Here is a 23714-nt window from a genome sequence, read left to right as displayed (position 1 = left end):
CTGAGAAATACTCCGGCAGGATCTGCTGAAGTGAAAAATGTTTTGAAAGAAGAAAATTTCATTTATTGCAAGCTTTTTAGAATCTCTAAACGTCCTTTATTTTTTCAATAAGACGGAATGCTGAGAAAAAATATTTCTGAGCCTATTTTTCTTTTTGTTGATGTTTGATTGTAGATTCGATCTACAGTTAGCCAAATAAACTTCTTTAATTTTACTTCCTTTGTGGGCGCTTTAAAAAATGCTAACCCCAAAATAGCCTTTTTGTTTCTTTTATCCTATTACTATGTAGAGCAGGATTGAAACCCTAAAATTCGGACCAATTTTTTTTGCATTTATTCTTATTTTGAGCTACTGTATCAAGCTGCGTAAGTTGAAATTTAAAGAGAATTTGCTTGTTTTATTTAGGATTTGCTTTTATCACTCGTGTTTATTTGTTTAAATTTGAAATTACATTAGAATTTTTAAAATGATACCACGATTATTTTTTTTATGGCTTTTTCTGCTTTCTTTTAGTATTTACTCACAATCAACACAAGAACTGATAGATGGTGTAAATACTACTAACAATCATCAGAAAAAAGTAGAACTCTCTCGTAAGATTGCATTAAGATTGCAGAAAACAGATTGGGACAGAGCTATAAAATACATTGAACTGGCTGAGGCAGAAGCTAAAAAAACAAAAGAATCTGAACTTACTTTAGCTGGTGTTTATATCACATCAGGAAAAATGTATTCTGCCAGAGAGGTTTTAGATGTTGCCCTTCAATATTATTTGAAAGCCTATGAGATCTACAAAAAAAACGGCAATCTTGAAGAAGCATCCAAATTAGAAAACAATCTTGCGATTATTTATGCACAAGGGAAAAATAAAGAAAAAGCACTGCAATGTTTCTTAAACGTATATCGTTTTCAAAAGTCAAAAAATGATGCTGTAAAGCTGGTAAAAATTTTAAACAATATAGGGACTTTATATCTCAGCAGAAATTTAGATTCTTCATTGTATTATTTTCATAAAGCCGAAGCACTAAATAAAAGCTTAAAAAATGATGATCTAAAGGTTTACGTTTACACTAATCTGGCTCGAGCATATGTTTTGAAAAAAGATAAAATAAAAGCTGAAGAGTATTTTGACAAAGCTTTTTCCTTATTGAGCAATCGTGTTGATAATTTACTGCAGGCTTTTGTATATCAGTCTTTTGCTGAATATAATTTAAAAGAAAAAAACTATGATACTGTACTTGTAAATGCAAAGAAAGGTTTAGAATTGTGCAGCGAAAATGTATATAGTTCTTCTGGTTTAGACCTCAATAAAATGCTTTATGAAGTTTATGTAATTAAAAAAAATTATAAAAATGCTGTTTATTATTTTCAGAAATATAATGCTATTAAAGACAGTATAAATATTGAAGAAAAGACAGTAAACATTGAAAGAATAAAGCTGGAACAAGATTATAAAGCCCGAACCCAGATAAAAACACTAATTGAACAAAAAAAGAGATTTAAATATTATGTAGTAGGTTTAATATTAGTTATTGGAATATTGATTTTGATTATTTTACTGATAAAATACCGCAACAAGAATATTAAAAATCAGCTCGAAAAGGAAAAATTAAAAACAAAAATGCAAGTCTTAAACGAAAGCCTCGAAGCCAAAAAGAAGGTTCTCATAGGAAAGGCAATGGCAGAAATACATCGTACAGACAGCATTAACGAAATCCTGACAGATCTTAAACAGATAAAACTCAAAACTGTTAATAAAGAAATGCAGCAGGCTATTGATATAGTTTTAAAGCGTCTTGAAAAGAATTTGAATACAGATATTTGGAAAGAATTTGAAATAAGTTTTGAGCAGGTTCATAAATCTTTTTTCGACAAATTAACGGAGGATTATCCTTCTCTTACTCCAAAAGATCGAAGATTATGTGCACTTTTATATTTGGATTTAACCACAAAAGAAATCTCTCAAATTACAGGACAATCTTTTAAATCTATAGAAAATGCCCGAACGAGATTGCGTAAAAAGTTTGATTTAACTAACGAAAAAGTAAATCTCTCCACTTATCTCAATACAATTTAACATATTTAATATCATAAAATAAACCAAGCTAATAATCTGATTTAGTTTGGTTTATTTTTTTTTGAGTGCTTTCTGGGTGGAACTTTTCTGCCTCAGAGTGTTTTTTCAATAGTCTTTTTTTGCATAAACACATAATCTCCCTTCTACATTTACCAAATCGATTAGCGAGCAGGTCGAAGTAAATAAGTTAGAATGAATAGGAAGAAAAAAGATATCCCTCCTAAAAGTTTAGAACAACTCTTAGAAGAAACAGAAACAAAAAAGAAAACCCTTTTAAAAATTCTAGAAAAAATAACAAAAGAAAATCCTAAAGATCAAACTCCGAATTGATTTTTAGAAACTGCTTTTATGGTTTTGCTATGAGCCATCGAAGCGCAATATTTATTAACCAAGCATACTATATTATTAATTTTTAAATTTAAAACGAATGAACCAAATTTACTTTAAAACCAAGTATTTGTTTGTTTTGTTAGGTTTCTTTGTCTGTTCCGTAGGAATGGCTCAGTCACTTTTTCCAAACAAACTAAAAGGCAGTGTGACAACGGCACTGGGATCGCCGACTGTGAGCCAGAAAAAAGATCCAGTTTCTAAAAAAGCCAGTGATCCATATTCAAGTCAGAATAATGATGCTGAAAATCTTCTTACTCAAAAAGAAGAAAAAATAAGTGGGACAGAACTTTCTGCTCAGGAAACTGAGTCAGTAAAAAAGCAGCAGCAGGCAAGTCAAAAATTATTTGAACAAAATGTAGCCAATACTATCGAGAAAACAAATCCGCAGGATTCAGTAAGTACAAAGGTTAAATCTTTTGCAAAAACTGCAAACGTAACAGCTAAAAACATATTTGAAGTTAAAAAAGGAGAGTTTGATTTAGCTGCGTCTGATAAAATGCAATTAAAATCGGTTTCTGATACTCATGGGAGAACAGTAGTTACGTATCAGCAATTCCATAATTCTGTTCCTGTTGAAGGAGCAATTTATAAGGTTAGAGAAAATAAAACTAAAATTGATGCATTTGGGGCTACGGCTAAGAAATTAACGGTAAGCAGCAATTATAAAATAAATGCAGCGACAGCTTTAGACAATGCGCTTAAAGCCGTAAATGCACAGCAATATATTTGGGAGAGTAAAAAATTAGGTTATTTAGTTAATAAAAACATTAGCACAAAACCACAGGGGGAGCTGGTTTATGTTGGACCTAATTTTTCTTCTGAATTAAAAGAATATTACCTGGCTTGGAAATTTAATATTTATGCGACAAATCCGCAATCAAGTCATACCATTTATGTAGATGCAAATACAGGAAAAATAGTTTTAAACCTTGATTTAAGCCGTGATGCTGCTTTTGGAGATCAGAGTTTAGGAAAAGGTAAATCAAGATATGCTGGAGAAGTAGTTTTTAATACGAAACAATATGCTGACGGATACAGACTAGAAGGTCTGCAAGGTAAATACAAAGTACCAATGGTTACCTGGAATATGAACCATGCCGAGCATGCTGCAGATGAGGTAATCACAGAATTTGTTGATGAAGATAATATTTGGAATGAACTGCATAACAAAGATCATGATGAAGTTGCTATGGATATTCATTGGGGTATGCAGAAAACCATAGAATATTATGGTGAAAGGTTTAATCGAAATAGTATCGATGATAAAGGAATGACAATTATTGGTCTTGCGCATTTAGGCACTAATGTCGAAAATGCTTCATGGACTGGCGGATGGGCACAATTTGGAGATGGTTATGGTACACCGTATGTTGGTTTAGGAATTACAGCCCACGAATTAACTCACGGGGTAACAGGTTTAACTGCCGACTTAATTTATCAGGGAGAATCAGGAGCGATGAATGAATCTTTCAGTGATATCTTTGGTACGTGTGTTGAATTTTATGTTGGAAAAGACAAAAAAGAAGATATTTGGATGCTTGGAAGTGAGTTGTACACTCATGGCAGTATGAGAAATATGGGTAACCCAAAAGCGCAGGGTCAGCCTGATACTTATGGAGGAATAAATTGGATAAGTCCAACAAATGTTAGTTACGATAATGGCGGCGTGCACATTAACAGCGGTATCACGAATTATTGGTTTTACCTTTTAAGCGAAGGTGGTCAAGGTGTAAATGACCTTAATAATAGTTATGATGTTAAAGCTATTGGTCTGACTAAAGCAGAAAAAATTGCCTACATAACACTAACAGAGTATTTATCGCCTTCTTCAAACTTTAGCGATATGCGTCAGGCAACCTTAATGGTTACAGAAGATTTATACGGAATAGGTTCTGAAGAATATAAACAAGTTAGTAATGCCTGGTATGCAATTGGTATTGGAACTGCTTATGCAGATAAACAAATAGCACTTGTTTCTGTTGAAAATCCTGTGGCATCTTGCGGTTCTTTAAAAGGAGATGAGCCTTTTTATATTAAATTTAAAAATACAGGCTCAACTGTAATTAAAGCAAATGAGGTTTTAAATTATAAGTTGAGATTAATGGCACCAGGTTTTGGCGGCAGATTGAATGAAATTTACGGCAGTAATGGCGTTATTAATTTTGATAAAGATTTGGCATTAGGCGAAGAAACAATTGTAAAAATTCAGGAAAAACTTCCTTACTTAATAAGCACAACTAAGTTAAACTATGTAGAAGTTAAATTTGATTTTGCCCCTGTTACAGAATTTGGCGCAAAAAACGGAATTTCTTTTACCACAAGTTTTATGGTAGTTCCTCAGCAAAAAGATTTTGATCTTAAGGTTTTACGATTAAATCTGCCAGAATATACAGGTACAGCACTTCCAGCAAATCATGCATTAACGGCAACGATCTATAATGTAGGCTGTAAAGATATACCTGCAGGATCCCAGTTAAAAGTAGGATATGCAGATACAGCTTCTGGAAATCAAACCATCTGGAAAGATATTACATTAAGCACTGCATTTAAAGGGAATACAGAAATGACAATTGCTTTTGATGGCACAATTGATTTATCAGCAACAGGTCTGCATACTTACGAAGCTTTTGTATCTTACAGCCAAGATCCTGTAGCAGCTAATAATAGTGGTATTGGTGCTTCGTATAGTGGTATAATAACACAGTTTCCTTACAATCAAGATTTTGAAAGAACACCGGGAGGCTGGTATTCAAAATCATTGGCTACCAATCAAAAATTTGTATGGCAGGCATCTTCTTATTCATTTAGAGATACAAAATCGAAATATTTGTGGGCTACTGAAAACCTTGCAAATGCTTCTGAAAGAATGGCTCTAAATGCTGATTTTACCTTACAATCGCCAATATTTGATTTTAGTAATGTAGCGTTTCCGTATGTTGAGTTTGATATCATTTCATTGTTTCATAACGGATATGACGGATTAGTTGTAGAATATTCTGAAGACAATCAAAACTGGAAAAAAGTTACAGGTATCGATTATCCTTCAACTTTACATATTTATGACGATGGTGTATTGTCAGGCCCATGGTTTACTGGAATTAATAATGATTTTAGTAAAAAGCCAATTGGTATTCGTTTAAATGAATTAGCAGGTAAAAAAGGAGCGATTCGTTTTCGCGTTGCAACAGATGATTATAATGACGGATTCTTAGGAGCCTTTATAGACAATATTCATGTAGACAATGCACCTTATGATTTAGTGCTTTTAGATGCTAAAATAGATGCTGGAAGTTGTAAAATTGATAATTCAAATACAAAAATAACGGTTAAAATCATCAATAATTTTGCGACAAAAGCAGAGCAGGTTAATGTTGCCGTAAAAATTCTGGATAATTTACAAAATGAAGTTTATTCGAAAACAGAAAAAGCGTCATTAGCGTTTACTAAGTTTAAAGATACTATAACGTACACTATTCCGAATATTGATTTAAAGACTATCGGTAATAATACCATTACAGTTTCTGTGTTTCCTGATGATATGACTCAGGATATCAAGCCAGAAAATAATACTTACACTTTTGATTACGATAATTGGAATAATGAAGATGAGAAAATAGCGGTACTGCCTTATACAATAGATTTTGAAGATGCATCTGGATATAAAGGATGGAGAACTTTTGAAAACAAAGGTGCTGCAGGCTGGAAACTCGGAACAGATTTAGATTTAAGGTCTCCAAGTTTTTACCTAACAGAGCATACAAAATTTATGGCAAGTAACGATGATATTTGTAATTGCGACGCTGCAAATGATATGTTAACTTCTCCTGTGCTGGATTTGAGCAATTACAAAGAAGCACACTTGACATTTGACGCCTTTGGAGACGGAACAGGACTTTCTGACGGATATGTAAAAGTAAGTACGGATGGTGGTAAAACCTGGGAACAGGTATTTAAAATGTATTACATTGATAACTGGATAGAATACCACGTAGATTTAACTCCGTATGCAGGAAAACCTTGTGTTATTGTAGCATTTCAGCACGATGATAATGGTTTATTTGCTAATGGTTTTGCAGTAGATAACATTAAGATTACAGAGAAATCAGAATATGTACAGTTATCTAATTTAAGTGTACCTGAAATTGTCTACGAAGATGCACCTTCTCACCAATTTTTTATAGGGGCAAGAAATGTATTTTATAAAAAAGTAGAAAAAGCTTCGATAGAATATCAAATTACCCAAAATGGTAAAGCTGTGGGTGAGCCAATTGTTTTAGAACGAAATGATCAGATCCTACAGTATCAAACAATTGTTTACACATTAGATGGTCTTCCTAAGTTAGAACCAGGAAATTACGAAATCAATGTAAAAGTAATTACAAACGGCCAGCCCAAAGCTGAAGCGGCAACTCTTACAAAATCTTTTCAGGTTGTGGCTAAGGCACCGACTCTAGATATTGAAACTTTTTCAAGTATAGCTCAGGGTTCAATATTTGGAACAAATGGTTACACTTCAAATCAAAGTGATGATAATTATCCGTGGAGAGCTGTTCCAAAGCCAGATAATACAAATCTGACATTGCCTAAAAAAGATCATACAGGAGATGCTTTAGGAACAATGCTTTACAATCAGCTTGAATATTATGCAATAAATGGAGAAATGGTTTCGCCAATGTATAAGTTATCTGAAAATGCAACTTCTTTAGAATTTTACTATGCAATGCAATGTAATTATAGGAATTCATTCAGCATAGACATTAAAACTCATGGAGGTGAATGGACTGAAATATGGAAAGACGCTAAACAAGGAACTTATTCAGATACTGAATGGAAAAGGGGAGCGGTAAACCTAACTAAATATGCAGGAAAATCTGTAATGCTTCGACTTAGACATGCTAAAGAAGGCGGATACTCTTATATGGTTTTAGATGATTTAAAAATAATCAGCGAACCTGTTTTAGATGTAGCAGTACAAATATTATCACCAAAAGATATATGTGGAGGAAATGAATTTAAAGTAAAGCTGACAAATGAAGGACAAATTGCAATTCCTGCAAATAGTATTCAGTTAGATTTAGAATATATCAACACAAATGAAACTATTTCAGAAGCTATTGAATCAGGAATTCCAGTTGGCGAAAGCGTAGAATATATTTTAAAGAAACAGCCTAAACTTGATAACAGCGGAGATTCTCATGTATTTACTGTTACTGCCAAATTGGAAAATGACGGTATTGCACAAAACAATAAAGTCGAAAATTATCTTTATCAAGGTACAACATCAGATTTTAAAATATTTGATAATCCAGTAATTCATGGATATGCAGGCAAAAGCTTATATATTGATGCCCAAACTAATTTTAATTCAGATAAATTAAAAGTTGCTTCATACAAATGGAGTACAGGTGAAATTACTAATGCTATCGAAATCAATAAAGCGGGAGATTATTCTGTAACAGTAACAACCAAAAACGGATGTACGCTTACAGAAAAGATTACGGCAACATTTGATACTTTCGAATCTGACTTAGCAAGCGGAGCTGTCTGCGGTCCAGAAGTTGTTTTAAATCCTGGAAATTATAAAGCATACGAATGGTTTGATGGTTCAACAAAACCAACTTACGAGACAAAAGAAAGCGGTGATTATTTTGTAACTGTTTATAATGAAAACGGAATCGGTAAAACTTTTAGCACTACGATTTCAATTCTGGAAAACAATATTGTACCAGAAATTCAGGTTGTGGGAGATAAGAAATTAACAACTTCAGTTGAGGGAACATCTTATCAATGGTTTTTGAACGAAAGACCGATACCAAACGCAACTGAAAAAACTATAATTACAATTTGGGAAGGAAATTACAGCCTTCAAGTGACGAATAATAATGGATGTAATAGTATTTCAGCGCCATTTGATTCAAAAGGTATGCTTGTTGGCAAAATAACAAATCCTTTTAGAGTATTCCCTAATCCGGCTGTTGATAATGTAAACCTATTTTTAGCGGAAAAAATTGAAGGACAGGCTGAAATCAAAATGTACGGAATGGATGGTAAGGCTGTATGGAATAAAACGTATGCAAGTTTTCCATCAAATGTAAATCTTAGCGAATTAATTCCTGGAGTTTACATCTTAGAATGCGATGTACAAGGCAAGAAATATACAGCTAAGGTTATTAAAAAATAACAAATTAAAGATAGAAATACGGCAGCTCTTTTTTTGAGCTGCTGTTCTTAAACAAATATTATCTATGAAAAAATCAATATTGCTTATATGCATACTCTTTTTAGGTGTGACTGTTATGGCTCAAACTGAAAAAATCAAGCTTGGCGTAAAAGCGGGTTTAAATTTGGCGAACCTTACTTTTGATGAAAGCGAATTGGATTCATCAAGCAAAACTGGATTTACTGCGGGGTTAATGGTCGAAATTCCAGTGGCGAAAAACTTTTCAATTCAACCAGAATTATTGTACAGCCAGCAGGGAACAAAAATTTCCTTTTCTGATCGGGATGTAACCAATTCCAATTATAAAAGCACAATAGATTTAAACTATTTAAACATTCCAGTAATGCTAAAATATTATGTGCTAAAAGGATTAAGTGTGCAGGCCGGACCTCAAATAGGAATACTTTTAAAAGCTAATAATGAATATCACGATAATTTTTTAGGTTACGACAATCATGAAAATTTAGATTTGAAAAAATACTCAACAGGTATTGATACTTCTGTAAACTTTGGATTGGGTTATCAATATAAAGATAAGTTCTACACAGACCTACGATATAATCTATCATATTCTAATGTTTTTAAAGAAAGCGATGTCAATTATGTTATCAATAACGATATGAAAAATAGAGTTTTTCAAATAACTATTGGGTACTTTTTTAAATAGAGTGAATTAGTCTAAAGCTATTTAATTAAGTGCATAAAAAAAGCCTGTAGACCTATGTTTACGGGCTTTTTTGTGTAGTCACAGAATTATGTCCAACATCTCTGAATATTAAGTGTAAGTTATCATAGAACGTGACTCTCTTTATCAAATGTGGTAACGCATTTGCCATGATTCTGCCCCAAATCTAATAACATAAAAAACATTCCATTCTTACAAAATGAAAATTCGAAAAAACGGCCTTTAATTTTTTGGAAAACAAGCTATCAGTCTATTGATTTTTAATTGCATTTTTTACGTCATAATGTACTTACTTTTTTGAGTAAATAATCCGAAAAATCATATTAACGGCTAAAATTAAGATGTACTAAATATTTTGTTTTTACTTCTTTATTGTTTAAAATATTTTTAATTGGTGTTATTTTTATATTTTTAGTAAAAAATATATTAAAGCAACCGGTTGTGTGTTAAAATATTTTTATATTTGTGATAAGCACACTTATTGTTACTTAATAAGTTTTTTGTAAAACGCAGATATTTTCTAGTATATATTATTATAAGAACGATTAAAATGAAACAGCGACAAATATTTTTATTATTATCATTATTATTTATTTTTTCATTTAATAGAAAAAACTTCGAAAGTAATCTTTCTAATCATCCTTTCTTTTCTAATGTTGTCTATAGAGGCGACGATTATATTTATAAAAATAATCCATTAAACCAAGATGAGTTTTATTCGCCTATTTTACAAGGATGTTATCCTGATCCGGCTATTACGAGAAAAGGAGATGATTATTATATGGTCTGTTCTTCATTTGCCATGTTTCCCGGTGTTCCGATTTTCCATTCTAAAGATTTAGTGAATTGGACAGATTTGGGAGGGGTATTAAATAATGTTTCCGAATTTAATCCTCACGATACGGGTATCAGTCAGGGAGTATATGCTCCCGGAATAACGTATAACCCTCACAACGATACATTTTATATGATTGTCACGGCCTTTACAGGTAATATGGGAAATATTATAGTAAAAACAAAAGATCCAAAGAAAGGTTGGGGAAGTCCGATAAAATTAGATTTTAACGGAATCGATCCTTGTATATTTTTTGATGATGATGGCAAAGGATATATAGTTCATAATGATGCTCCTGATAAAGGAAAAGAACTTTACCAAGGTCATCGTGTAATTAAAGTGTGGGAATACGATGTTGCAAATGATAAAGTAATTCCAGGCACAGATAAAGTGATAGTAGACGGCGGTGTAAATCTTTCTAAAAAACCAATCTGGATTGAAGCACCTCATTTGTATAAAAAAGACAATCATTATTATTTAATGTGTGCCGAGGGGGGAACAGGTGATAATCATAGTGAAGTTATTTTTATTAGCGATAGTCCAAAAGGGCCTTTTAAGCCGGCATCAAACAATCCAATTCTTACACAAAGATATTTTTCTCAAGATAGGCCTGAAAAAGTTGACTGGGCTGGCCATGCAGATTTAGTTCAGGGACCGGATAATAAATATTATGGGGTTTTTCTTGGTATCCGTCCGAATGATAAAAACCGTGTAAATACAGGACGGGAAACTTTTATGCTGCCTGTAGACTGGTCTGGAGTTTTTCCGCTGTTCGAGAATGGATTAGTGCCTCTAGAGCCAAAAATAAAAATGCCTAAAGGGGTTACTAAAAACAAAACAGGAAAAGACGGATTTGTCCCTAATGGAAATTTTACGTTTACTGAAAATTTCACTTCTGCAAAATTAGATTACAGATGGATAGGTTTAAGAGGGCCTCGCGAAAATTTTATTTTGCTAACTAAAAAAGGACTTGAGATTAAACCTTTTGAAGTAAATATTAAAGAATTGAAGCCAACTTCTACACTATTTTACAGACAGCAGCATAATACTTTTTCTTTTGCCACAACATTAGAGTATAAACCGGCATCTGAAAAAGACCTGGCAGGAATTGTTTGTCTTCAGAATGAGCGGTTTAATTATGTTTTTGGAATAACGAAAAAAGGAAAAGATACTTTTATTTTGCTGGAAAGAACCGAAAAAGGAGATTCGAAAATTATTGCAAGTACTAAAATCGAGATCAAGAAAAATATTCGTTTACAGGTAAAAGCAACAGGAGACAATTATGAATTTAGTTATGCCTTAAATGGTATTAATTTTCAAAATTTAGGAGGAAGTGTTTCAGGTGATATTCTTTCCACAAATGTGGCTGGAGGTTTTACAGGAGCATTAGTAGGATTATATGCTACGGCTTCAAATGATGCTCAGATAAAATAGAAAATATTGACATTAAAACATTTATATAATGAAATCAATAATTAAATTTTTTGCATTTGCAGTTCTTTTTTCAATAGGACAAAAAGGATATTCACAAGATCCGAATTTTCATGTTTATTTGAGCTTTGGCCAATCTAATATGGAAGGATATGCTAAAATAGAACCGCAGGATAAAGTTGGTGTTGATGATCGTTTTCAGGTTTTACAAGTCATAAATTGTCCTGATATTAATCGTACAAAAGGAAATTGGTATACTGCAATACCGCCATTATGCCGTTGTAATACAGGATTAACACCTGTTGATTATTTTGGGAGAAACATGGTTGCTAATTTGCCTAAAAATATAAAAGTAGGGATTATAAATATAGCCGTTGGAGGTTGCAAAATTGAACTTTTTGATAAAGATAAGACAGCAGAATATATTGCAACTGCACCTGAATGGATGAAAGGAATTCTTAAAGAATATGATGATAATCCTTACGCGCGACTTTTGGAGATGGCTAAAATTGCACAGAAGAAAGGAGTCATTAAAGGTATTTTACTGCATCAGGGCGAATCGAATACAAATGATACACTTTGGCCGCAAAAGGTAAAAATTGTGTACGATAATTTGATTAAGGATTTAGATCTGGATCCAAAAAAAGTGCCATTGCTCTCAGGAGAAACCGTAAATGAAGACCAGAATGGCAAATGTGGCAGCATGAATAAAATTATTGCAACACTGCCAAAGACAATAGCAAATTCTTATGTTATTTCATCTAAAGGTTGTACTGCTGAACCTGATTTTTTGCATTTTAATGCAGCAGGTTACAGAGAACTAGGAAGACGTTATGCCGATAAAATGCTTTATCTATTGGGTTATAAATTATCAGGAGCTAAAATGCCTTTAAGAGTGCAGGCACCTGTAGGTTTTGATCAATTAAATTCTAATATTTCATCCGGAAATATAGAAATTCTCAGTTACGAATCTAAAACTGTAGGTTCGGTAAGGAAGGCAGCGGTTTATACTCCTCCGGGATTCAATAAAAAGAAAAAATATCCCGTTCTGTATCTTTTGCACGGAATAGGCGGGGATGAAAAAGAATGGATAAACGGAGCAAATCCAAAGGTTATATTAGATAATCTTTATGCTGAAGGAAAAATAGAACCAATGATTGTTGTAATGCCAAATGGCAGAGCGATGAAAGACGACAGTGCTGCCGGAAATATAATGGCTCCTGATAAAGTACAGGCATTTGCTGTATTTGAAAAAGATTTACTAAACGATTTAATTCCTTTTATCGAAAAAAAATATCCTGCTTACAAAGACAGCGAACATCGTGCTATTGCAGGCTTGTCTATGGGAGGAGGACAGTCATTGAATTTCGGATTAGGAAATCTTGATAAATTTGCCTGGGTAGGTGCTTTCTCAGCGGCTCCAAATACTAAAAAACCTGAAGAATTACTTCCAAATCCAGAAGAAGCAAAAAAGAAAATAAAACTACTATGGATTTCCTGTGGCGATAACGACTGGCTTATCGAAAATAGCAGAAGAACTCATGATTATTTATATAAAAACAATGTGCCGCATATTTATTACATCGAACCTGGAGTTCATGACTTTAAAGTTTGGAAAAACGGTTTGTATATGTTTTCACAGTTTTTATTTAAGCCTGTTGATCCGTCTGTTTTTCCATTGTACACTATTTTAGGAGATCCTGCACAAACTAATATCCGTAACGCCAAGTATCCACAAATATTACCAGACAATCGGGTAGTTTTTAAAATGAATGCTCCGGAAGCTTTAAAAGTACAAATTGATTTAGGCAAAAAGTACGACTTAGCACGAGATTCTGAAGGATTATGGACTGTTACTACTGATGTAATCAATAGAGGATTCAATTATTACTCGTTGCTTATTGATGGTGTGGCTGTAGCAGATCAGTCTAGTGAAACGTTCTATGGCATGGGACGCATGGCCAGCGGTATTGAAATTCCGAATAAAGAAGGGGATTTTTATACTTTAAAAATGGTGCCCCATGGTGATATCAGAATTAAGAAATACTTTTCGAAGTTTACTAATTCCTGGCGGGAAATGTATGTTTACACACCACCGGGTTATGAAAATTCCACCGAAAAATATCCGGTTTTGTATCTGTTGCATGGAGGAGGTGAAGACCAAACCGGATGGGCAACTCAGGGTAAAGCCAATTTAATTTTAGATAATTTAATAGCGGAAAAGAAAGCAAAACCAATGGTAATTGTGATGCTTGACGGAAATATGGGAAATACCGGAGGAGTAGCCGGTTTTAATGAAAATGCATTAAAAGCTTTTGAAAATGAATTAAAAATTGCTGGAATCCCTTTTGTAGAAAGTAATTTTAAAGTAGCGACAGACGCTAAAAACAGAGCTTTAGCCGGTTTGTCTATGGGCGGTCTGCAAACACTTTATGCGGGTGTAAAAAATTCAGATCTGTTTTCCAGCATAGGAATTTTTAGCTCGGGCTGGTGGGCCAATAATACAGCTTTATCAGAACCGCAATATGAGTTTATGAAAAACAACGCCACAGCTATTAATTCAAATATAAAAAACTTTTGGATTTCAATGGGCGGTAAGGAAGATATAGCTTTTGAAAATTGCAAAATAATGATGGGCAAGTTTGATCAAATGGGTATTAAATATAAATACAGCGAATATCCTGGTGGTCACAGCTGGCCTGTATGGAGACATGATTTATTTATGTTTGCTCCGTTGTTATTTAATTAATTATTGCAAATAAAAACATACATTAATTCCAATCCAAAATCATGAAAGTTAATTATCTATATCTCCTAACTTTACTATGCATTTTTAGTGTAAATGCACAGCAATATCGGTTTAAAGATGCATCTCTTAGTTCAAAAGAACGTGCAGAAGATTTAATTTCAAGATTAACCCTTGAAGAAAAGGCAGCATTAATGTGTGATCAAAGTGATGCCATTCCTAGACTCGGAATTAAAAAATTCAATTGGTGGAGTGAAGCATTGCATGGCTACGCAAATAACGATAATGTTACTGTTTTTCCTGAACCGATAGGTATGGCAGCTTCTTTTGATGATCAGTTAGTTTATAATGTTTTTAATGCGGTTTCTGATGAAGCTCGTGCTAAATACAACCAATGGATTCAAAACGGGAATGAAAATAAACGCTTTTTGAGTCTTTCAGTTTGGACTCCAAATGTTAACATTTTTCGAGATCCACGCTGGGGCAGAGGGCAGGAAACTTATGGAGAAGATCCCTATTTGACTTCTCGTATGGGAATCTCAGTTGTTAAAGGACTTCAAGGTCCGGCAAATGCTAAATACCGTAAACTTTTAGCCTGTGCCAAACATTTTGCTGTTCATTCGGGCCCGGAATGGAGCAGACACGAATTGAATTTAAATAATGTCGATCCTCGTGAACTTTACGAAACCTATTTGCCGGCCTTTAAAGCATTGGTACAAGATGCCGATGTGCGTCAGGTTATGTGTGCTTATCAGCGTTTGGATGACGAACCTTGCTGCAGTAATACACGTTTATTACAACGTATTTTGCGTGATGAGTGGGGTTATAAATACATGGTAGTTTCAGATTGCGGAGCTGTTACTGATTTTTATACGACGCATAAAGTTTCGTCAGATGCAACGCATGCAGCCTCAAAAGCGGTACTTGGAGGAACGGATGTAGAATGTGTTTGGGAAAAATATCCTTTTAAAAATTTACCGGAAGCAGTTGAGAAAGATTTAATTAAAGAATCAGATATTAATAAAAGCCTGCTTCGTGTTTTAATTGGGCGTTTTGATTTAGGCGAAATGGATGACGAATCAATTGTACCGTGGGCTCAAATTCCGGCATCTGTTCTTAATAGTAAAGAACATCAACAGTTAGCTCTCGAAATGGCTCAAAAGTCAATGACACTTTTGCAAAATAAGAACAACATACTTCCTTTAAATAAAACCTTAAGCAAAGTGGCAGTTATAGGTCCGAATGCTGATAATGAACCAATGTTATGGGGCAATTATAATGGAACACCAGTAAAAACAATTACTGTTATAAAAGGAATAGAATCAAAAGTTACCGCAAGCAAAATCGTTTATGATAAAGCCTGTGATTTAGTGGAGGATAAAGTAAATGAAACTTATTTTGACCAGCTTTCTTTTGAAGGAAAAAAAGGTATCAAAGCTACTTATTGGAATAATCCAGACAGAGCAGGAAATAGTGTGGCAACACAGCATATTTTAAATCCCATAAAAATGACCACTGCAGGTCAGCACGAATTTGCTTCTGGAGTAAAATTAGAAGGGTTTTCAGCAAAATTTGAAGCAGATTTTATGGCTAAAGTAAATGATACTCTTGTTTTTAAAACCGGAGCTACCGGAGCTTTTGAATTGTTAGTTGATGGTAAATCAATAGCAAAATATACCAACTGGCGTACACTTCCGGGTAAAATTGCATTTCCGGTTCATGGAGGTCAAAAATATAAAATCGAAATTTTGTATGCTCAGTCAAACAATTGGCAGGCCAATCTTGAGTTCGATTTTGGAAAAGAACATAATATTGATTTCGCAGCACTTATTCAAAAATTAAAAGGAATTGATACTGTAATTTTTGTTGGCGGACTTTCAACTTTGCTTGAAGGAGAAGAAATGCCAGTTTCTTATCCTGGCTTTAAAGGTGGTGACCGTACTAATATTGAACTTCCTTCCGTTCAAAGAAAATGTCTGCAAGCGCTTAAGGCAGCAGGTAAAAAAGTGGTTTTTGTAAACTGTTCTGGTTCTGCAATTGCTTTAACGCCGGAAACGGCAAGCTGTGATGCTATTTTACAAGCGTGGTATCCGGGAGAATCCGGAGGTCAGGCTGTAGCCGATGTACTTTTTGGAGATTATAATCCTTCAGGAAAACTGCCGGTTTCATTTTATAAAAATTCAGACATCTTAAGAGACTTTGAAGATTATTCGATGAAAGGTCGTACATATAGATATACAACAGATGTTTTGTTTCCGTTTGGTTTTGGTTTAAGTTATTCAAAATTCAATATCACTACAGCAAATCTGACTAAGACAAACATAAAGTCTAATGAAAATACACAATTAAACTTTTCAATAAAAAACATCAGCAAAAAAGATGGAACAGAGATAGTTCAGGTTTATGTTCGAAAAGTAAATGATACTGATGGTCCTTTAAAAACATTAAAAGCTTTTCAACGAATTGATTTAAAAGCTGGTGCAAGTCAAAATGCAACGGTCAGTTTACCTGCTTCATCATTTGAATTTTATGATTCAAAAATTAAGGGAATGAATGTGACTTCTGGTGAGTATGAAGTTTATTATGGTACGAGTTCACAAGCTAAAGATTTGAAAATGATTAAAATAGCTATTCAATAAAATAGCTGTTCTATTGCAAAAAAATAAAGTGCTATGAGTTTTAAATATTTTATATGTTTTTGTCTGTTTAGTTTTTTAAACATAAATGCACAATCAGTTGTAAAGAGTCCTGATGGAAAACTTAAAGTTTTTCTTTCTGTTTCTAATGGATTGCCTTTGTATAGTGTTACATACAATGAAAAAACGTTCTTAGAAAATTCTCCTCTGGGTTTGAAAACCAGTGTTGGTGATTTTTCAACAGGATTAGTTTTAAATACAGACGTAAATCAGAATAAAATTGATGAAAAATATGAACTGCTTACTATCAAGCAGCGCAATGTGCATTATGAAGCTAATGAAGCCGTATTTTCTTTTACCAAAGAGAATAAACTAGCGATTGATGTAATATTTAGGGTAAGCAATAACAATGTAGCTTTTAAATATAAAATATATCCTCAAAAGGATGTGCTTTCTTGCATTGTTCAGGAAGAGGCTTCTGGCTTTATGTTGCCCGAAGGAGCTACAACTTTTCTTTGTCCGCAAAGCAAACCAATGACTGGATATGCAAGAAGTGCCCCGAGTTATGAAACATCATATACATTAGATGCCGAAATGGGAAAAAACGGTATAGGCGAAGGTTATACATTTCCCTGTCTTTTTAAAGTAAAAAATAATGGCTGGCTTTTAATCTCTGAAACTGGTGTAGACAGTGGATATTGCGGCAGCCGATTAATTGGACATGATAAAGGATTATACACTATGGGATTTCCTATGATGGGAGAAAATAACGGTAATGGAACGCCAGCACCGGGAATGTCACTCAGTGGCGAAACTCCCTGGAGAACTATCACTATTGGAGAAACGCTTGCTCCAATTGTAGAAACAACAATTCCTTTTGATTTGGTTAAGCCAAAATATAAAGCTTTCAAAGAATACAAATATACCAAAGGTTCCTGGAGCTGGATCATCAAAATGGATGGGAATACTACTTTTCCCGTACAAAAACAATATATAGATTTTAGTGCCGCAATGGGATATGAGACTATTTTAATTGATGCACTTTGGGATACTCAGATAGGAAAAAATAAAATTGCTGAACTGGCAGAATACGGCGCAGAAAAAGGTGTTGGTTTGTATTTGTGGTATAACTCTAACGGCTATTGGAATGATGCACCACAAGGTCCTAGAGGAATGATGGACAATTCTATAATTCGCCGTAAGGAAATGGCCTGGATGAAAAATATCGGTATAAAAGGAATTAAGGTAGATTTTTTTGGTGGAGACAAACAAATCACTATGAAATTGTATGAAGATATCCTGACAGATGCCAATGATTTTGGACTTATGGTTATTTTTCACGGTTGTACACTGCCAAGAGGCTGGGAGCGTATGTATCCGAATTATGCCGCTAGCGAGGCCGTGTTAGCTAGCGAAAATCTGCATTTTGGACAAGCCAGCTGTGATAATGAAGCCAAAAATGCTTCAATACATACCTTCATTCGAAACGCGGTTGGAAGTATGGATTTTGGGGGAAGTGCATTAAATAAATTCTATAATAGTGATAATATTCCAAATAAAGGTTCTAAACGAATTACTTCTGACGTGTTTGCCTTAGCCACTGCAGTACTTTTTCAAAGCAGTGTGCAACATTTTGCATTGGCGCCAAATAATTTATACGATGCCCCATCTTGGGCTATCGATTTCATGAAAGAAGTTCCAATAACTTGGGATGAATTAAGGTTTTTGAATGGATATCCTGGTAAATACGCTGTGCTTGCCCGAAGAAAAGGTGCAAGATGGTATATAGCAGGAGTTAATGCACAAAAAGAAACGCTGAAAATTAAATTAAAACTTTCCATGATGGCTTCGGGAACAGCATTAAAATACTATTTCGATGATGAAAGGTTAAATGGAAATGTCAAACCTATAAAGCTGAAAAATAATCAAGAGATTGAAATTGAAATTCCTTCTAACGGTGGAATAGTGTTGTTGAATTAATTTTTTTTAAAATTTAATTAGCAAATTAAAATGAATTATCCTTTTAGTTTGCCACTTTAAAAACCAGCATGAGGCAATGCGAATGGAAGTTGAAATTTGTATCTGTAATTTTCCTTTCCTAGCCTTAAAATAATAAAAATTGTATGATTAAGACGTCAAATAAGTTTCTGAGTAAAAAAACTATATAATTATTTAACTAATCGTAATATGTCAAAAAAAAAATGTTTTAGCATTATTGTTATCTTATTTTTTATAGTAAATAATGTGCTTTCTCAAAATACTTTTGAAAACTACCAATTTCGTTTAGTCAACAAAGAGACTTCAAAAAGCGGTATTTATAGCATTGCGCAAGATCAATTTGGGATTATGTGGATGGGCACAAATGGTGCAGGTCTATTTAAATTTGATGGAGTAAATTATATTTCATATGAACAAAATTCCAACGCTAGTAATTCAATAAATAGTAATCTGATTTACGCAACTTACGTAGATACAAACAACCGGTTGTGGGTTGGAACTGATGAAGGTTTGTGTCTTTATAACAGAGATTTAAATACTTTTGAAAGTATTGATATTAAAAAAAAGATAAAAAAAGAGAATGTAATTTCTGTTAAAAGCATTATTGAAGATAATAATGGTAATTTATTTTTAGGAACTTTTAATGGCGGTTTACTGAAACTAAATGTTAAAACTAGAGAAATTACTTCAATAAAGCTAGATGTTTCTAATCCTGAAAATTATCTTATTAACAGCTTAGTAAAGGATAAAAAAGGAACCATTTACCTAGGAACTAATTTTGGCTTGAAAGTACTCAATAAGGCAAAAAACGAAGTTCAAAAAATAATTGCAGGCAACGATAATCAAATTTTATCAGGAAATATAGTATCTATGTTTTTAGACAGCAGACAAAATTTGTGGATTGGCAACGGATATAAAGGTCTGGTTAAAGTAAATCTAAATTCTAATCAGGCTTTTTCTTATCCTATTACGAAAAAAAGAATTATGTCAATATTGGCAACAGATCCTAAAACAATACTATGCGCAACTGAAAATGATGGATTAATCATTGTAAATGATCAAGGTGTTGTTCAGGAAAAATATGTGAACAGCAAATTCAATGAACGTAGTTTAAGTTCAAATTCAGTCTGGTCTTTATTTCTTGATAAGGAGCGTAGAATTTGGCTTGGTTATTATAATAAGGGATTGGGTATTTTCGATAAAATAAACAGCAAGGTAAATATTATCGAAAGTTTGCCTGGAAATTCACAATCCTTACAAACAAATTGTGTTACCGGTATTGTAAAAGACAATGAAGGGCAGTTGTGGATTTCTATGGAAGGAGGAGGAGTCGACGTATATAATCTAAGAACTAAAAAGTTTAAACATATTACGAAATCTGATGCCAGCTTTTATTCTGGATTAACCAATGATAATATTACAAAAGTATTTATTGATAAAAAACAGAATATTTGGTTGTCAAGCTGGAACGAAGGGATTTTTCTTTTAAAGAAAGGAAGCAGAAATTTTATTAATTATAATACAAAAAACACTCCTAATCTGGCTTCAGATAACATTATGAGTATTGCGGAAGATTCAAGAGGTGTAATTTGGATTGGTACATTTGCAAAAGGCTTGCACTATTATACTCCTTCAGATCGTCAATTTCATCATTGTAATTCAAAACCATTTTATAATCTAATGAATTTAGACATCAGAAATGTGATGGTCGATTCAGATGATGCTGTTTGGGTAGGCTCAACAACAGGTTTATACAAGGTTATGACAAATGATTTTGTTACCTTTTCAGTAGTTTCTTTTCGAGATAAAATGTCTGAAAAGCTAAAAAATCATAAAAGTACACACACCATTAATACTTTATATGAGGCTGAAAATAAAGAAATTTGGATTGGTACCGATGGTGCAGGCTTATTCAGTTACAATAAAAAAAAAGATAGCCTTAAATGGTATATTAATTTCAAAGGACTTCATGAAAAGTCAATTTCATCTATAGTTGAATCTAATGATGGAGGTATTTGGTTGAGTGGCAAGAAAGGAATTACAAGACTAAATTTAAAAAACAAAACTACCTTTAATTATTCGATCTATGATGGGTTATTAGGAAATGATTTTAATAACAATTCGGTTCTAAAAGATGAAAACGGAGTATTGTATTTTGGAAGCTATGAAGGCTTAAATTACTTTAATCCAACGAATTTAGTTAAGAGTAAAAAACAGCTTCCAATTTATTTTACAGATCTAAAACTTTTTAATAAATCAGTTGGGCCATTAGAAAAAAACTCACCCTTAATAAAAGTAATTTCCCAAACAAAAAAAATAATCCTCAGACACGATCAGTCTGTATTTACCATCGATTTTATTGCTGTAAATTATTCATATCCGGCACGAAATGAATTTGCTTACTATTTAGAAGGTTTTGAAGATTCGTGGAACTATGTTGGCAATAAACGCTCGGCAACTTATACAAACTTAGCGCCAGGCAATTATATTTTTAAAGTTAAAGCATCAGAAAAAAATGGAGTTTGGAGTCAAAAACCATTAGAATTAAGAATTGAAATTCTACCACCTTGGTGGAAAACATCTTTTGCTTATTTATTTTATACGCTCTTGTTGTTAGCCGCTATTTATTTTGGCAATCAATATTATCAGAATCGTTTTAAACAAAACCAAATGATAGAATTTGAAAAGACAAAAGCGGTTCAGATTGAAAAATTAAATAATAAAAAATTGCAATTCTTTACCAATATCTCGCATGAGTTTCGAACACCATTGACTCTAATTTTAAATCCGTTAGGCGATATTCTCAGAAATTATTCCTCAGATTTGCCAGACAGTGTATTGAAAAAATTGCAGACAATTCAAAAAAGCTCTGACAGACTTTCACGATTAATTAATGAGTTAATGGATTTTAACCAATTGCAGTTCAATAAAATGACATTGCAATTACAACTAATTGAGGTAGTAAGCTTTACAAAAGAAATTGTCAGTTATTTTGATGAAGAATCATTGGGTCGTGGAATTCATTTGGAATTTGAATCTAATAAAACAGCTTTAAAAGATTGGATTGATCCAAAAATGTTTGAAAAAATTATTTTTAATGTAATTTCAAATGCCTTTAAGGTTACGCCAGATAAGGGAAGAATAACTGTAAAAATAGTGGTCAACAACGAATTGATTCATTTTCCTTTGATAGATCCCGCAACTTCTTATCCTTCATTTGAGGTTATTGTGGAAGACACTGGTTCTGGATTAGAGAAAAAAGATATCAAGAGAATTTTTGACCGTTTCTATCAGGTTAACAATTTAAATAAAGCTTATTATGGAAGTACCGGCATAGGTTTGGAAGTAGTACGCGGTTTTGTAGAATTGCATAAAGGAATGATCGAAGTAGAAAGTGAATTGGGAGTTGGTACTACTTTTAAATTATTATTTCCCATTGGAAAAGAGTTTTTTAATGAAAGTGAAATATTACTTGAGGATTTTAAAAAGGAGAAAAAAATGAGTTTCACGCCTGTTGTAGAAAAAGCGGAAACCCAATCAGAGGAAAATGAAGAAAAACAAGATCGAATTTACACTATCTTAATAGTTGAAGATAATGTCGAACTTAGAAATTATTTAAAAAATGAACTCAAAAAAGAGTATAAGGTTTTAGTAGCAGAGAATGGTCAGGTTGGTTTAGAATTAGCTTTGCAGAAATTGCCTGACTTAATTTTAACAGATGTAATTATGCCTGTTATGAATGGTTTAGAATTGTGTAAAAGTATTAAGGCCGATTTAAAAACCAGTCATATTCCGTTAATGATGTTGTCTGCAAAAGCATTGGTAAAAGATCGATTAGAAGGTATTGATTCGGGTGCAGATATGTACTTAAGCAAACCTTTTGATATGGATATTTTAAGATCGAGTCTGGTGCAATTGATTAATAGCAGGCAAATTATGTTTAATAAATTCTATAACGGAATTACACCAAAAGCAAAAGAAAAAACAACTACTCTAGATAATGATTTTATAAAAAATGTATTGCATTATATAAATGGAAATATTAACGAGACGGAATTAAGTGTTGAAGATTTAGCTTCGAAAGTGTTTTTGAGCAGAAGCCAATTGTATCGAAAAATTAAGACACTAACAGGTGTATCAGTAAATGAATTTATTCGAAATGTGCGTTTAGAAAAAGCTAAAGAATTAATAGAATTTGGCAATGACAATATAACCGAAATTAGTTATAAAGTTGGGTTTAGTTCTCCTTCGTATTTTACAAAATGTTATAAAGATAAATACGGTTATCTGCCCACTCACAACAAAAAATAATACATTTTTTAAATTATTCCAAGACGGCTTTTATGCCGTCTTTTTGTTTTTTACAGACAGGCAAAATGAAAAATAAAAAGGAAAATTATAGGAATAGAAATAAATGTAAAGTATAAATAATTAAGTTTTATGCGATTCTATACTTTTTGGGTGATTATTAAATAAAGATTAATTCTTGTTTAATTTATGAATGCATGAAAAATAATGCTTCATAATTACCAAAATAGGAATTTTATTTTGTTTAGTAAATAAAAGCTAAATGTTGATTTTGTTCGTTTTTTTAACTCTTGTGCTACAAATTTGATAGTTTTTGCATCATATGTAGTATGTGAAATTTATGTTAACGTTATATTTTTGAGTTAACTAAACATCAATAACCATGAAA

General features: G+C 32.9%; 9 protein-coding genes. All 9 read left to right on the top strand.

Annotated elements, in window-relative coordinates:
* The first annotated feature begins 466 nt into the window (after positions 1 to 466).
* The 9 genes from IRZ83_RS18645 to IRZ83_RS18605 all read left to right on the top strand — a co-directional run bounded on the left by IRZ83_RS18645 (position 467) and on the right by IRZ83_RS18605 (position 23329).
* The gene (locus IRZ83_RS18645) at positions 467 to 2077 is read left to right on the top strand and encodes a tetratricopeptide repeat protein (RefSeq protein WP_194570665.1); all 1611 of its coding nucleotides are present in this window, start codon (positions 467 to 469) and stop codon (positions 2075 to 2077) included.
* Positions 2078 to 2269: 192 nt separating this feature from the next.
* Positions 2270 to 2407, top strand: a complete 138-nt coding sequence (locus IRZ83_RS18640) for a hypothetical protein (protein WP_157848508.1) — start codon at positions 2270 to 2272, stop codon at positions 2405 to 2407.
* A 97-nt stretch (positions 2408 to 2504) separates the two neighbouring features.
* Positions 2505 to 8648, top strand: a complete 6144-nt coding sequence (locus IRZ83_RS18635) for a M4 family metallopeptidase (protein ID WP_194570664.1) — start codon at positions 2505 to 2507, stop codon at positions 8646 to 8648.
* Positions 8649 to 8712: 64 nt separating this feature from the next.
* Positions 8713 to 9354: a porin family protein gene (locus IRZ83_RS18630; RefSeq protein ID WP_194570663.1), complete on the top strand. Its 642-nt coding sequence runs from the start codon at positions 8713 to 8715 to the stop codon at positions 9352 to 9354.
* 568 nt (positions 9355 to 9922) lie between these two features.
* The gene (locus IRZ83_RS18625) at positions 9923 to 11641 is read left to right on the top strand and encodes a glycoside hydrolase family 43 protein (RefSeq protein WP_194570662.1); all 1719 of its coding nucleotides are present in this window, start codon (positions 9923 to 9925) and stop codon (positions 11639 to 11641) included.
* A gap of 28 nt (positions 11642 to 11669) precedes the next feature.
* A complete protein-coding gene (locus IRZ83_RS18620; RefSeq protein ID WP_194570661.1) occupies positions 11670 to 14387 on the top strand; it encodes an alpha/beta hydrolase-fold protein in 2718 nt (905 codons plus the stop codon).
* 41 nt (positions 14388 to 14428) lie between these two features.
* Complete coding sequence (gene xyl3A / locus IRZ83_RS18615) at positions 14429 to 17023, top strand: xylan 1,4-beta-xylosidase (protein WP_194570660.1); 2595 nt, start codon at positions 14429 to 14431, stop codon at positions 17021 to 17023.
* Positions 17024 to 17056: 33 nt separating this feature from the next.
* A complete protein-coding gene (locus IRZ83_RS18610) occupies positions 17057 to 19000 on the top strand; it encodes a glycoside hydrolase family 97 protein (RefSeq protein ID WP_194570659.1) in 1944 nt (647 codons plus the stop codon).
* A 207-nt stretch (positions 19001 to 19207) separates the two neighbouring features.
* On the top strand, positions 19208 to 23329 hold the full coding sequence (locus tag IRZ83_RS18605; RefSeq protein WP_194570658.1) for a two-component regulator propeller domain-containing protein: 4122 nt from the start codon (positions 19208 to 19210) through the stop codon (positions 23327 to 23329).
* Positions 23330 to 23714: the final 385 nt, after the last annotated feature.

Source organism: Flavobacterium sp. JLP, from assembly GCF_015350755.1.
In the GTDB taxonomy this organism is placed as follows: Bacteria; Bacteroidota; Bacteroidia; order Flavobacteriales; family Flavobacteriaceae; genus Flavobacterium.
The sequence above is the reverse complement of the archived record's forward strand: the minus strand, read 5'-3'. Positions and strand labels throughout refer to the sequence as shown.